Raw genomic sequence first — 13,134 nt, 5'->3', positions numbered from 1 at the left:
ATCGCTTTGTTTCAAGGAGGCAATGGTGGCGATCGAGTGGACGATCACGATCGAGGGGAAGAACGAATTCGGCAACGTTTGTCGTGAGCAACTCCGGATTGGCAAGAGTCGGGAGCGCTTGTTCGACGGTGAGATCGGCTTCTCTATCGCAGAGGCCAAAAGTTATGGCTGCGCTGCGGATTGCGGTCATAAACCATGAGCAGAGACATACGCGCTTTTGCGTCGGATATGCCCGGACTGTCACACATTCCGGCCGGTTGAGGGTGAGCGTCACGAGCACCCACCTTGCCTGAAGGCTATGCACTGGCGAGATGGTGAAGCGGCCGGATTCCAGCCATTGCGAGTCCAGAACCATGCCGCTTCCGTCCCGAAAAGAAGGTGCAATCTGTCGCGGCCCTTGGGGCGGAAGACAAAGACGTCACCGCAGAAGGTCGGCGGCAAGAGCCGAGGTGACCAGGGTAACGAGGCCATTGATGCCACGGCGAAAGTCGACCGGCTGCGTTACCACCAAGATCTTTACGTCGCCGCCAAGCGCGCGAGACGGTACGAAGTGATTTGGTCTGCTCGTCTGTCGAGAGAAAGTGTGGTCGCAATTGAGGGCTGTACCAGACTCCTTGAGGTTGCGTGATTGTTGACCACCGGTAAGCAAGCTACCGGTCATGCATATGGTCAAACAGCTGCCGTCTTCTGAACTCGACATATCCGGTCGGACCGGGCAGCCGGAGCCACTTCCCGTGCTGCCCCACCTTGCGTCGCGTCCAGTCGTGCGAACTATACGCCGGTCGCAGTTGAGGGAAATCGTTCCGCTATCCGACACGACCATTTATGAGATGGAACAACGTGGCGAGTTCCCGCGACGGTTCAATCTCCCCCCGCTGCGTCGTCTGGGACTTGGCAGAAGTCGAAGCTTGGATAGAGCAGCAGCGGAACGCATCATCTGCCGGCAGGACCCAGCCTCCAATGCTCCCGACGTAGAGCGAAAGGCGAGACCTGTTAAGTCGGATCAAGAGTAATCGCCGCGCCCAAGGTCGGCTGAAGTGCGGGCGTGTGCTTCTTCCCTGCCGCCCACGTATCAATCATATCGGCCCATTCCTGCAGCATGTGGCGACGCTGCGGCTCATACTCGGCCCTGTTGTAGACACCACGTGATGAGCGGCTGTCTTCGTGAGCGAGGCATTTTTCGATCCAGTCCCGATTGAATCCGATTTCGTTTAGCAGCGTTGAGCCAGTGCGGCGTAGGTCGTGCACCGTGAAGGGCGCCAGCGGGAGGTCTTGCTTCTTTGCCCGGTCGACAATCGCCATGGTGACCCGGTTAAAGGTAGCGCGCGACATTGGCTCGTCGGCATCGTAGCGGGAGGGCAGTACATATTGCGAGTTCGACGCACATGTCTTGAGCGCTATCATGATGTCCAGGGACTGGCGCGACAGGTAGACGTTATGGGCCTTCTTTCGCTTCATCCGCTCTTTTGGAATGCGCCACACGGCGTTCTCAAAATCGACCTCGTCCCATGTTGCATCCAGCAGCTCGCTCTTTCGCACCATCGTAAGCAATATTAGCTTTAGGCCTAGACGAATGGTCGGCAGCGTCGGCACATTTTCCAACTCTTTGAGCATGATGCGGATTTCCGCAGGGGACAAAGCTCGGTCCTTCGGCTCGAACGTGGCTATCGAAGAAGGCCCCACCTCATCCGCGGGATTGGAGATCTTCTCGCCGTTCAGAATGACATAGCCGTAGATCTGCTTCACGATATCCCGGACATGGATCGCCGTTGCCGGCGCACCGCGGTTCTTCACCTTGGTGCAGAGTTCGCGCAAATCGTCAGGTGTGATTTCGGTTACAAGCCGCTTCTGCCAGATCGGCAAGATATCGCGATCGTAAATGACCTTGCGCATAGAGCGCGTGCTGTCCGCCATCGCAGCATTCTTGAACCAATCCTTACCGGCATCGCCAAAGGTTCCCACAGTTAGCCGACGCCGCTTAGCGCGCTGCTTTTCATGTGCAGGCGACTTCCCCTCGGCAACGAGCCTGCGAGCGTCGAGGCAACGGTCCCGCGCTTCTGACAGCGTGATGCCGCCCGCGCCGTAACGGCCCAGGGTCACAGTCTCTCGTCGGCCGTTTACCCGATAGTCGTATCGGAATGCGATTTGCCCGGCTGGAGAGACGGTCGCGTACATACCGTCACGATCGGCGACCTTGTAGATTTTATCTTTTGGTTTCAGTCGTTTGAGCGCGATGTCGGTCAGCATGAAGGAGCGAAACCCAGGATAATTTAAGTTACTTTGCACCCCAATTTTACCGTCAGCGATTTTACCGTCAACCCACGAATTAAGCTCTTCATTTTCAATATGTTGGGTGATATTTTCTGCGATAGCTTCCGGTTAGCGCTCTGACGGTATAGAGCATTGGCAGAGAAAGATTAGGAACCCATACCGTCAGGCTTACCGTCAAATGTTCTCGCTTGGAGGCGATCGATACCGATAGCCTCCGAGAGGAAAAATTATAAATTTCAGCTACTTAGGTTATCTCTTCGATAGGTGCCGAAAGCTAGAAAAGCATGCAGCTTCATTCCCACTCGATCGTGCCGGGCGGCTTCGACGTCACGTCGTAGACGACGCGGTTGATGCCTTTCACCTCGTTGATGATGCGGGTGGCGGCGGCGGCGAGGAAGTTCATGTCGTAGTGGTAGAAGTCGGCCGTCATGCCGTCGACGGAAGTCACGGCGCGCAGCGCGCAGACGAACTCGTAGGTGCGGCCGTCGCCCATCACGCCCACCGTCTGCACCGGAAGCAGCACCGCGAAGGCCTGCCAGATGGCGTCGTAGAGGCCGGCCTTGCGGATTTCGTCGAGATAGATGGCGTCGGCCTCGCGCAGGATCTCTAGCTTTTCGCGCGTGATGCCGCCCGGGCAGCGGATGGCAAGGCCAGGGCCCGGGAAGGGATGGCGGCCGATGAAGCTTTCGGGCAGGCCGAGCTCCTTGCCCAGCGCCCTCACCTCGTCCTTGAAGAGTTCGCGCAGCGGCTCGACCAGCTTCATGTTCATGCGCTCGGGCAAGCCGCCGACATTGTGGTGCGACTTGATCGTCACCGAAGGGCCGCCGGAGAAGGAGACGCTTTCGATGACGTCGGGATAGAGCGTGCCCTGGGCCAGGAAATCGGCGCCGCCGAGCTTCTTCGCCTCTTCCTCGAACACTTCGATGAACAGCCGGCCGATGGTCTTGCGCTTCTTTTCGGGATCGGCCTCGCCTTCCAGCGCCGAGATGAAGCGGTCCGAGGCGTCGACCAGGATCAGCGGCAGATTGTAGTGCTGGCGGAACATCTCCACCACGCCCTTGGCCTCGTCCTTGCGCATCAGGCCGTGGTCGACGAGGATGCAGGTCAGCTGATCGCCGACCGCCTCATGGATCAGAAGCGCGGCGACAGAAGAGTCGACGCCGCCCGAGAGCGCGCAGATGACCTTGCCCTTGCCGACCTGCTTGCGGATCGCCTCCACCGCGTGCTCGCGATAAGCGCGCATCGTCCAGTCGCCCTCGATGCCCGCGATGTTGTGGACGAAGTTCCGGAGCAGCCTGGCGCCGTCGGGCGTGTGCACCACTTCCGGGTGGAACATGATGCCGTACATCTTGCGCTCGATATCGCCGAAGATGGCGAAGGGCGAGCTTTCCGACTTGCCGAGCACCTTGAAGCCCGGCGGCAGTTCGATGACACGGTCGCCATGGCTCATCCACACCTGGTGACGCTGGCCGGGCGCCCACAGGCCCTCGAACAGCGGGCTCTCCTTCTCGATCTCAACGAAGGCGCGGCCGAACTCGCGATGGTTGGAGCTTTCCGCGACGCCGCCCATCTGCACGCAGAGCGCCATCTGGCCGTAGCAGATGCCGAGCACCGGCACGCCAGCGTCGAAGACGATCTGCGGCGCGCGCGGGCTGCCGATGTCGGTGGTCGAGGCCGGGCCGCCCGACAGGATCACGGCTTTCGGATTGATGCGCTTGAAGGCAGCTTCGGCCGATTGGAAGGGCACGATCTCGGAAAAGACGCCGGCCTCGCGGATGCGGCGGGCGATGAGCTGCGTGAACTGGCTGCCGAAATCGACAATCAGTACGGTGTCGGGATGATTGGCTGTCGTCGTCATGGCGAGCCTTTAAAGAAAGAAACGAGTCGGCGCAATGGGCTCCGCGCTGCGGCTTTCCGTCCTCTGAAGCATGTCTCCCGAAAGTGGGAACCGGTTTCGGGATAAAGACATGCGTAAAATCAAAAACCTATTAGGGCCTAACCGAGGCGAACCGCGCCGGATTCGATCGCCTGCTCCAGCAAGCCGACGGCCGCAGCCAGCTTCTCGTCGATCACATGCAGATACTCCGTCCAGTCGTTGACGTGCCTGAGATCGGCCGCGCCGTCGGAAATGCCGCGCAGCCCAATCAGCGGCACGCCGAACAGCTGGCAGGCGCGCAGACAGGCGAAGGTCTCCATGTCGACCATGTCGGCATCGATGGCGTCGTAGGCGGCGCCGGAAACGATCGCGCCGCCGGTCGAGAGCGAGGCGGTCTTGATGCCCGGAATAACGAAAGGCAGCGGTACCGTCACCGGCAGGTCGAGGAAAGGCGTCGCCCCCTTCTCGAAGCCGAGCGGCGAAGCGTCCATGTCGCGATAGCCCACCGACACGGCCTGGTAGATTTCGGCCTGCTCCAGCCTGCGGCTGCCGGCCGAGCCCAGCGAGACGATCAGGTCCGGCAACGCTCCCTCGGCCTTCAATGCCGCGAGTTCGGCGCCCAGCCGCACACCTGCCTCGACCGGGCCGACACCGGTCATCAGCGGCGTGAACAGGTTTTTCAGGTGCGGGCCGTATTCGGCCTCCACCGCCATCACGAAGAGAACGGATTTTCCGGACAGGCGCGACACTTCGACAGTCATGAAGCTTTACCCCTATTTTCTACGACGAACAGAAAGGAACAACGTGCCCTTGCCGCCTCCCGCCCCTGCGCGATGGCTCCGGCGTTCGTTGCTCGAAAGCCCATTTAGGGCCTTTCGTCCGCTGCGCTAACGGTTCCTCACCCTTCAATTCCGTCGCGGCCGACCACCGTCATCATCGTGCCGGTCATGGTGGCGATCAGCTTGGCCTCGCCGTCGGCTGCGAAGGCGTAAGCCTGGCCATCCGCGACGATGATGGTGCGTCCGGGCTTCGTCACGGAACCGCGGAACAGGAAGCGCTCGCCCCTGCCCGGCGCGAGCAGGTTCACCTTGAACTCGATGGTCAGCACGCCGGAATTCTCCGGCATCAGCGAGAATGCGGCATAGCCGCAGGCGGAGTCCAGCGCTGTGGAGATGACGCCGGCATGCAGGAAACCGTGCTGCTGGGTGAGCGCGGCCGAGTAAGGCATCTCGATCTCGATGATACCGGGCGTCACCACCGTCAACTCGGCGCCGATCGTCGCCATTGCCTTCTGCCGGGCGAAGGAGGCCCTGACGCGTTCCTCGAAATCGGGAGCGGGTACGATCTTGGCTGCCATGGAGCTTCGCCTCCTATTTGCTGGCGAAGCTTATTGCAGAGGCAGACAGGACAGGCAATCTCTTATGTTGCAGCGCAGCAAAAGCCCCGCATCCTCAACCATCCCTGCGCAAGGCGTGGAAATAGAAGCCGTCCGTGCCGCTCAGCGCCGGCGACAGCGAGATGCCGCCGTTACCGGCGATGCGCGCCGCCCCTTCATGGCCGGGGAAGCGGCTGTCCCAGAGCTGGCGGTGATCGACCGGCGCGAAGCCTTGATGGCGTTCGCGGAACGCCGCGACCTGCTCGCCGTTCTCGGCATCGAACACCGAACAGGTGATGTAGACCAGGAGGCCGCCCGGCCTGACGAAGGCCTGCGCGGTGTCGAGAATCGCCTGCTGCTCTCCCTTTCGGGCGTCGAGCTGCCTTTCCGTCAATCGCCATTTGGCGTCGGGCCGCCGCCGCCAGGTGCCGCTGCCGGTGCATGGCGCGTCTATCAGCACGAGGTCCATATGTCCGGTGAGCGGCGCAAGCTCCGCGGGCTTGCTGACGACCTGGACGTTGCGGTTGTGCGAACGGCGGATGCGCTCGAAGATCGGCGCCAGCCGCACCTTTTCCGCGTCATGGGCGAAGATCTGGCCCCGATTGTCCATCTCGGCCGACAGCGCCAGCGTCTTGCCGCCGGCGCCGGCGCAATAGTCGAGCACCTGCATGCCGGGCGCGGCGCCGGCAAGCGCCGCGGCAAGCTGCGAGCCCTCGTCCTGCACTTCGAACCAGCCTTTCTGGAAGGCGGGCTCGGCCTGCACGTTCGGATGCCTGCCGTCGCCGTCGATCGGCGGGATGCGGATACCGTTCGGCGCGATCGCCGCGGGCGCGGCGCCCGTGCCCCGTAGCTCTGCCAGCACCTTGGCGCGATCGGCCTGGAGCGTGTTGACCCTGAGATCCAGCGGCGGACGCTGGGCGAGCGCCGCGCCTTCCTCGACCCAGGCGTCGCCGTAGGCCTGCTCGAGCAGCGGCGCGCACCAGTCCGGAACATCGGCGCGCACCGCATCGGGCGCGTCGCCAAGCCTGCGCTCGGCCGCCGCCTTCAACTCGGACGCGCTGAGCAGCGGCGGCGCGAATTTGTCGCCGTCCAGCGCATCGTTGAGCGACTGCGCCGTCTGCCCCCACTCCAGCAAAAGCGCGCCAAAGCCGATGGCGCGCGGCGTGTCCTCGCCGAACAGCCAGCCGGCCGAGCGTTTGCGGCGCAGCGCGTCATAGACGATGTTGCCGATCGCGGCGCGATCGCCGCCGCCGGCGAAGCGATGCGACAGGCCCCAGTCGCGCAGGGCGTCGGCCACCGGCCGGTGGCGCCGGCCGATGTCTTCAAGAACCTCTATGGCCGCCGCCAGCCTTCCGCCCAGTCGCATCCCGTTTTCCGTAGCTGTTACAAATCGGTTCCAGCCCGCTCATAAAGCCTTTCCGGCCAGGATTGAAACAGTTCCGCTCGGTTTGCCGATGAAATGGCGTTTCAAGGCCGGACCATTTGGCCGAACGATTTTTCCGTCGCGGGAGCCGGAGTCAGGAAACAAGAACAATCGATCAGAACATGAAAGACTTCTAATGTTTTTGATTGGCGCCTGCAAGAAAGCCCGGCGGCTTAACCTCGCAGCTTTCCAAGTGTTTCCGGCAGGAATACTCTTCCGACGGTGATTCGCGACGCGGGAAACGCGGTTTCGACGGATCCTATGAGGAGAGGGCAATGAAGACTTATCTGGCAGAAGTTCTCGGCACGTTTTTGTTGGTGTTCATCGGCACGGCCTCCGTGGTCACGGGCGGTTTCGGCGGCGCGCTGCCGCTCGGACAGGAAGGCATCGGCCTGGCGTTCGGCATCGGCCTGATCGCCGCGGCCTACGCGATCGGCCCGATCTCGGGCGCGCATCTCAATCCGGCGGTGACGCTCGGCGTGTTCCTGTCAGGGCGGATGCCGGCCAAGGACGTCGTCCCCTACTGGATCGCGCAGATCATCGGCGCCATCATCGCCTCACTGGCGCTGTGGATCATCGTTTCGGGCCAAGCCGGCGGCCACACTGGTGGCTTCGGCGCCAATGGCTGGGACGAAACGAAATGGGGCATGAGCTCGGCCTTCCTGTGGGAGCTGATCGGCACCTTCACCTTCGTCACGGTGATCCTCGGCGTCACCAACGCCAAGCACACGACCGCCTTCGCCGGCCTAGTCATCGGCCTGACGCTGGCAGGCATCCACTTCGCCATGATCCCGGTAACCGGCACCTCGGTCAATCCGGCCCGCTCGATCGGCCCGGCGCTGTTTTCTGGCGGCGCCGCGCTCAGCCAACTCTGGCTGTTCATCGTCGCGCCGCTGATCGGCGGAGCGATCGCCGGCGTCGTCGCCAAGGCCGGCGTCTTCGAAAAGGACTGACAGCTCCGTAGAAACGCAAAAAAGGCGCGGGCATGACCCGCGCCTTTTCATTTGGGAGGTACGACCTTATTTCGCGATGTCGAAGCGGTCGGCGTTCATCACCTTCGTCCAGGCCTTGACGAAGTCCTTGACGAATTTCGCCTTGGCGTCGGCCGAGCCGTAGACCTCGGAGAGTGCGCGCAGCTGGGCGTGCGAGCCGAAGATCAGGTCGGCGCGGGTGCCGGTCCATTTCACCTGCTTCGTCTTTCGGTCGCGCGCTTCGTAGACCTCGTCCGAACCCGGCTCGGAACCAGCGGCCGGCTCCCAGACCGTCGCCATCGAGAGCAGGTTGACGAAGAAGTCGTTGGTGAGCTGACCCGGCCTGTCGGTGAAGACACCGTGCTTCGAGCCGCCGACATTGGCGCCGAGCACGCGCAGGCCGCCGACCAGCACCGTCATCTCCGGCGCCGTCAGCGTCAGCAACTGGGCGCGATCGACCAGCATCGCTTCGACGGACATCGGCAGCCTGCCGCGGGCATAGTTGCGGAAGCCGTCAACCTTCGGTTCCAGCGGCGCGAAGGAGGCGACATCCGTCTGCTCCTGCGAAGCGTCCATGCGGCCCGGCGTGAAGGGCACCTTGACCTCGTTGCCGCCGTCCTTCGCCGCCTTCTCGACCGCGGCGACGCCGCCAAGCACGATGAGGTCGGCGAGCGAGACCTTCTTGTCGCCGGTCTGAGCCGCATTGAACTCCTTCTGAATGGCTTCCAGCTTGGCGAGCACCTTGGCGAGCTGAGCCGGCTGGTTGACCTCCCAGTCCTTCTGCGGCGCCAGACGGATGCGGCCGCCATTGGCGCCGCCGCGCTTGTCCGAGCCGCGGAAGGTCGAGGCCGAAGCCCAGGCGGTCGAGACCAGTTCGGAGACCGAAAGGCCCGACGCCAGGATCTTGGCCTTGAGCGAGGCGATGTCGGCCTCGCTCACCAGCTCGTGGTCGATGGCCGGGATCGGATCCTGCCAGATCAGCTCTTCCTTCGGCACGAGCGGGCCGAGATAGCGCACAGCCGGGCCCATGTCGCGATGGGTGAGCTTGAACCAGGCGCGGGCGAAGGCGTCGGCGAACTGGTCCGGGTTCTGGTGGAACCGTCGCGAGATCTTCTCATAGGCAGGATCGAAACGCAGTGCGAGGTCGGTGGTGAGCATGGCGGGCGCGTGACGCTTGGAGGGATTGTGCGCGTCCGGAACCGTGCCGGCGCCGGCGCCGCCCTTCGGCGTCCACTGATGAGCGCCGGCCGGGCTCTTCGTCAGCTCCCATTCATAGTTGAAGAGGTTGTCGAAGAAGTTGTTGCTCCATTTGGTCGGCGTCGTCGTCCAGGTGACCTCGAGGCCGGAGGTGATGGCGTCGCCCGCAATGCCGGAAGCGTATTTGCTGGACCAGCCGAGGCCTTGCGCCTCGATGCCGGCGCCTTCCGGCTCAGCGCCCACCAGCGAGGCGTCGCCGGCGCCATGCGTCTTGCCGAAGGTGTGCCCGCCGGCGATCAGCGCCACGGTCTCCTCGTCGTTCATCGCCATGCGGCCGAAGGTTTCGCGGATGTCGCGCGCCGCCGCAACCGGATCCGGCTTGCCGTTCGGGCCTTCGGGGTTGACATAGATGAGGCCCATCTGGACGGCGCCGAGATGGCCGCGAAGCTCACGGTCGCCCGAATAGCGCTCGTCGCCGAGCCACTTGGTTTCAGAGCCCCAGTCCACGTCCTGCTCCGGCTCCCACACATCGGCGCGGCCGCCGGCGAAGCCGAAGGTCTTGAAGCCCATCGATTCCAGCGCAACGTTGCCGGTGAGGATCAGAAGATCGGCCCAGGAGATCTTGCGGCCGTATTTCTGCTTGACCGGCCACAGCAGCCGGCGCGCCTTGTCGAGGTTGGCGTTGTCCGGCCAGCTATTCAAAGGCGCGAAGCGCTGCTGACCGGCACCGGCGCCGCCGCGGCCGTCGCCGATGCGATAGGTGCCGGCGCTGTGCCATGCCATGCGGATGAAGAGCGGCCCGTAATGGCCGAAGTCGGCCGGCCACCAGTCCTGCGAATCCGTCATGACCTTGTGCAGGTCCGCGATCACCGCGTCGAGGTCGAGGGTGGCGAACTCCTTGGCGTAGTCGAAGTCTTCGTCCATCGGGTCCGACAGGTTCGACTGCTGGTGGAGAACGGAAAGATCGAGCTGGTTCGGCCACCAATCGCGGTTGGTCCGTCTGGATCCGTGCGCCACAGGGCATTTGCCAGCGCTGTTGTCGTCGGTTTTCGCATCCATCTTGGGGTCTCCCGATTCTGCCGAGGTTTTTGCCGAGGTTGATTTTGCCGAAATTTCCAGGGGCAGCCATTGGCCGCGCCAACCTGGAACGATTCCAGACTAGGCCGGCCAGCCGATAAAGACAAATTGCCTTTCCTGTTTCATTTGATAGGATTTTCTTATGATTGGCCTCACTGTCCGGCAGATGCAATATTTCGACGCGCTGGCGCAGACGCTGCATTTCGGCCGCGCGGCGAAGCTTGCCGGCGTCAGCCAGCCGGCCCTTTCCGCGCAGATCGCCGAGATGGAAGAGCGGCTGAACTGCCTGTTGTTCGAGCGCGGCGGCAAGACGGTGCGCATGACCGACGAGGCGCTTGCCTTGCAGCCGCGTATCGAACGCATTCTGGCCGACATACGTGACGTCGAGACGACGGCTCGGCGCGGCCGCCCGACAATGGAAGGACGCTTTCGGCTGGGCATCATCCCGACAGTCGCGCCTTACCTCCTGCCGCATGCGCTGCCGGAGCTGAGGAAGCACTACCCTTCCCTCCAGCTCGAACTGCGCGAGGCGGTGACCGCATCGCTGGTCGAGGACGCGACCTCAGGCCGACTCGACGCCTTCATCGCGGCCTTGCCGCTCGACCAGCCGGCGATCGTCACCGAAGAGCTTTTTCCCGACCGCTTCTTCCTCGCCGTGCCCGCCGGCGATCCGGCCTTCGCCTCGCCGCCGGTGCCGCCCGAAAGTCCCGCGTTGGAGCGGCTGATGCTCTTGGAGGAAGGCCACTGCCTGCGCGAGCAGGCTTTGGCAGTCTGCGGCAATGTGCGGCCGGTGGCGATGGCGAGCTACGGCGCGACGAGCCTGACGACGCTCCTGCAGATGGTGGCGCATGGGCTCGGCGTCACCTTGGTGCCGGAAATGGCGGCGAGCGCCGCCGGCGTCATGCCGGATCTGCGGATCGTGCCGTTCCAGGAGCCGATGCCGCAGCGCATGATCTGCATGGCCTGGCGCAAGAACAAGGTGCGTCAGGACGAGTGCGTGGAACTGGCGCGGATCATACGCGGGCTGGATCGGGCGGTGCTGGCGGCGTGAGCGCCTTTCGAGGCGCCTCACACATGATGGCCGGCCCGCGACAAGTTCACGGCACGAAGATGAGAAACACATAGGTGAAGAACACCACGACATGGACCATGCCGGTCAGGAAGGTCGTTCTTTCGGTGCTGAAGCTGACGCTGCATATGAAAAGCGCCAGAACCAGAAGCACGGCATCGGAGGCCGGAAGCCCCAGCGTCAGTCCCCTGCCCGTCAGCAGGCTGGCGGCCGCGACCGCCGGTATCGTCAAACCGATCGTTGCGCAGGCCGAGCCCATCGCGACGTTCAGGCTGCGCTGCAGCTCGTTCTTGAACGAGGCGCGGATCGCCGAGATGGCCTCCGGCATCAAAACCAGCGCCGCGATCAACGCGCCCACGATGCTGTCGGCCTGGGTCACCTGATAGGCGGCGAGCGCATCCTCCACGCTTGCGGCAACCTGCTCGGCGAGCAGGACTATGCCGATGAGCCCGCACATCAGCAGCAGGGCGCTCACGGAAACGCTTTCGTGGGCAGTTCGCACCGGAACATCGTGCGCCTGCCCCTGGACGAAATCCTCCCGATGCCGGACGGTCTGAGCGAACACGAAACTCGCATAGAGCAGCACCGAAAGAACGCTCACAAAACCGAGCTGAGCCGCCGAAAACGTGCCGGGATCCGTCGCCTGGGTGTAGGTCGGAAGAATAAGCGTCATCACGGTCAGCGCGACCAGGACCGACAGGTATGCGTTCGTGCCTTGCCGAAGGATCGCCTGCTTGCGGTAGCGCCAGCCGCCAAGCGTGAGACAGATGCCGACGACTCCTGTGGACGTAATCATCACTGTCGAGAAAACGGACTCGCGCGCCAGCGTCGGGTTGTTTTCTCCATGCAGCATCATGGAGACGATGATCGACACTTCGATTGCCGTCACCGCAAAAGTCAGCACCAAGGTTCCATAGGGCTCGCCCACGCGCCGGGCGACCGCCTCGGCATGGTCGAGCACCACGAAAATGGTGGTGAACATGATGGCGCTCGATAGCGCTCCAACGAATATCCTGGCGTTCAGTGATCCTTCGTCGACCGAAATGCCGCTGGCCCTGACAGCGAAAGCCATCGCCAGCGCGGCCAACGGCATCGTGTAGGAAGTGACCGACCGCCCGTAACCAGTCATCCAAGCCCCCTAGATCGTGATGGCGTTTCGTTGAATCGCCCTCACGATCTAACTCTTTGTTGGAGCATGATCTTTCTCCGAAAACCGGTTCCCACTTTTCGGGATCATGCTCTAGCACCGTTCAAAACACGACCGAGGACCGGGCACCATTTCTGGCGTCGACTATGTCGATGGCCTTGCGAACCGCCCCGCAGAATCTTTCCAGAAGTTCCGGCTCGTTCCCCAGTCGGCGGCGCAGCGAGAAGGGTACTTCCAGTTGCGCTCCCTTCCCCGTCGCTCCTCGGTTGACGATGTTCGAATCCTGGATGCCTGGAAAAGGATGGTTGTCCTTTTGCGTCTGGAAGCCAGCTTCCCGCAGACGCCAGGCTATCTCGGAAACCAAAGCGGCGTCCTTGCCGCCTAGGTAGGTTGTCGCAAGATCGTCGCGATCCTGTCGGCCGTGGATGGCGACGACGGTGGACTTCGTCCGCAACAGGTCCAGCGCGGCTTCCTCGTCGAAGTTCCTGGACGTTATGTGCAGCTCCCGGTTGCTCTCCGGCATCAGCCCTTCGAAGCAATACACGTCGAGATCGCCCCCGGCTATCGTCTCGGCGATCAGGGAGGTCCGGGGTTCGATCTTGCCGCCATGCGGGGCGATGACGATCGCGCCGCCGGTTCGCGCGCCGCGCCGGACGACTATGCGATAATCTATGCCTTCGATCTTGGCGGCTCTCAGCGCCGCGAAATTGGGAAACTCGTTGTCCATA

The 13,134-nt window shown here is 62.9% G+C and carries 11 protein-coding genes and 1 pseudogene; 3 read left to right on the top strand and 9 right to left on the bottom strand.

What is annotated here, in order from left to right; translation table 11 throughout:
- The first annotated feature begins 22 nt into the window (after positions 1-22).
- Positions 23-199 carry a hypothetical protein gene (locus tag MJ8_RS06390; RefSeq protein WP_201413601.1) on the top strand — a complete coding sequence of 59 codons (177 nt, stop codon included), beginning with the start codon at positions 23-25 and terminating at the stop codon, positions 197-199.
- A gap of 102 nt (positions 200-301) precedes the next feature.
- On the opposite strand, the pseudogene tnpB reads toward MJ8_RS06390, so the two are convergent.
- The 6 genes and pseudogenes from tnpB to MJ8_RS06360 form a co-directional block, all read right to left on the bottom strand.
- Positions 302-514, bottom strand: a pseudogene (gene tnpB / locus MJ8_RS32130) (IS66 family insertion sequence element accessory protein TnpB); the annotation flags it as partial.
- 479 nt (positions 515-993) lie between these two features.
- Entirely contained in the window at positions 994-2,247 is a 1,254-nt protein-coding gene (locus tag MJ8_RS06380) for a tyrosine-type recombinase/integrase (protein WP_201413600.1), read from the bottom strand.
- Between the two features lie 316 nt (positions 2,248-2,563).
- Positions 2,564-4,129, bottom strand: coding sequence for a glutamine-hydrolyzing GMP synthase (guaA, locus tag MJ8_RS06375; protein WP_201413599.1), 1,566 nt, complete (start codon positions 4,127-4,129; stop codon positions 2,564-2,566).
- Positions 4,130-4,266: 137 nt separating this feature from the next.
- On the bottom strand, positions 4,267-4,908 hold the full coding sequence (locus tag MJ8_RS06370; protein ID WP_201413598.1) for a 5'-methylthioadenosine/S-adenosylhomocysteine nucleosidase: 642 nt from the start codon (positions 4,906-4,908) through the stop codon (positions 4,267-4,269).
- Between the two features lie 137 nt (positions 4,909-5,045).
- Positions 5,046-5,504 carry a PaaI family thioesterase gene (locus MJ8_RS06365; RefSeq protein WP_040990706.1) on the bottom strand — a complete coding sequence of 153 codons (459 nt, stop codon included), beginning with the start codon at positions 5,502-5,504 and terminating at the stop codon, positions 5,046-5,048.
- 94 nt (positions 5,505-5,598) lie between these two features.
- A complete protein-coding gene (locus tag MJ8_RS06360; RefSeq protein ID WP_201413597.1) occupies positions 5,599-6,888 on the bottom strand; it encodes an RsmB/NOP family class I SAM-dependent RNA methyltransferase in 1,290 nt (429 codons plus the stop codon).
- Between the two features lie 332 nt (positions 6,889-7,220).
- On the opposite strand from MJ8_RS06360, the gene MJ8_RS06355 reads away from it, so the two are divergent.
- Positions 7,221-7,898, top strand: a complete 678-nt coding sequence (locus MJ8_RS06355) for an MIP family channel protein (protein WP_201413596.1) — start codon at positions 7,221-7,223, stop codon at positions 7,896-7,898.
- 66 nt (positions 7,899-7,964) lie between these two features.
- On the opposite strand, the gene katG is transcribed toward MJ8_RS06355, so the two are convergent.
- On the bottom strand, positions 7,965-10,172 hold the full coding sequence (gene katG, locus MJ8_RS06350) for a catalase/peroxidase HPI (RefSeq protein ID WP_201413595.1): 2,208 nt from the start codon (positions 10,170-10,172) through the stop codon (positions 7,965-7,967).
- 160 nt (positions 10,173-10,332) lie between these two features.
- Here katG and MJ8_RS06345 point away from each other — a divergent pair, with 160 nt between their 5' ends.
- Complete coding sequence (locus tag MJ8_RS06345) at positions 10,333-11,241, top strand: hydrogen peroxide-inducible genes activator (protein ID WP_201413594.1); 909 nt, start codon at positions 10,333-10,335, stop codon at positions 11,239-11,241.
- A 46-nt stretch (positions 11,242-11,287) separates the two neighbouring features.
- On the opposite strand, the gene MJ8_RS06340 is transcribed toward MJ8_RS06345, so the two are convergent.
- Positions 11,288-12,352 (bottom strand): calcium:proton antiporter, encoded by a 1,065-nt coding sequence (locus MJ8_RS06340; RefSeq protein ID WP_225248286.1) that lies wholly within the window; start codon positions 12,350-12,352, stop codon positions 11,288-11,290.
- A gap of 157 nt (positions 12,353-12,509) precedes the next feature.
- Positions 12,510-13,133 carry a poly-gamma-glutamate hydrolase family protein gene (locus MJ8_RS06335; protein WP_201413592.1) on the bottom strand — a complete coding sequence of 208 codons (624 nt, stop codon included), beginning with the start codon at positions 13,131-13,133 and terminating at the stop codon, positions 12,510-12,512.
- Between the last annotated feature and the right edge of the window lies 1 nt (position 13,134).

Source organism: Mesorhizobium sp. J8, from assembly GCF_016591715.1.
In the GTDB taxonomy this organism is placed as follows: domain Bacteria; phylum Pseudomonadota; class Alphaproteobacteria; order Rhizobiales; family Rhizobiaceae; genus Mesorhizobium.
Note: the sequence above shows the minus strand (reverse complement) of the source record. Positions and strands in the feature narration are given on the sequence as shown.

Bases quoted from the DNA above. Each gene is read 5' to 3' on its own strand.
- MJ8_RS06390 (WP_201413601.1), top strand. From the start codon at position 23: ATGGTGGCGATCGAGTGGACGATCACGATCGAGGGGAAGAACGAATTC.
- MJ8_RS06380 (WP_201413600.1), bottom strand. From the start codon at position 2,247: ATGCTGACCGACATCGCGCTCAAACGACTGAAACCAAAAGATAAAATC.
- guaA (WP_201413599.1), bottom strand. From the start codon at position 4,129: ATGACGACGACAGCCAATCATCCCGACACCGTACTGATTGTCGATTTC.
- MJ8_RS06370 (WP_201413598.1), bottom strand. From the start codon at position 4,908: ATGACTGTCGAAGTGTCGCGCCTGTCCGGAAAATCCGTTCTCTTCGTG.
- MJ8_RS06365 (WP_040990706.1), bottom strand. From the start codon at position 5,504: ATGGCAGCCAAGATCGTACCCGCTCCCGATTTCGAGGAACGCGTCAGG.
- MJ8_RS06360 (WP_201413597.1), bottom strand. From the start codon at position 6,888: ATGCGACTGGGCGGAAGGCTGGCGGCGGCCATAGAGGTTCTTGAAGAC.
- MJ8_RS06355 (WP_201413596.1), top strand. From the start codon at position 7,221: ATGAAGACTTATCTGGCAGAAGTTCTCGGCACGTTTTTGTTGGTGTTC.
- katG (WP_201413595.1), bottom strand. From the start codon at position 10,172: ATGGATGCGAAAACCGACGACAACAGCGCTGGCAAATGCCCTGTGGCG.
- MJ8_RS06345 (WP_201413594.1), top strand. From the start codon at position 10,333: ATGATTGGCCTCACTGTCCGGCAGATGCAATATTTCGACGCGCTGGCG.
- MJ8_RS06340 (WP_225248286.1), bottom strand. From the start codon at position 12,352: ATGCCGTTGGCCGCGCTGGCGATGGCTTTCGCTGTCAGGGCCAGCGGC.
- MJ8_RS06335 (WP_201413592.1), bottom strand. From the start codon at position 13,133: ATGGACAACGAGTTTCCCAATTTCGCGGCGCTGAGAGCCGCCAAGATC.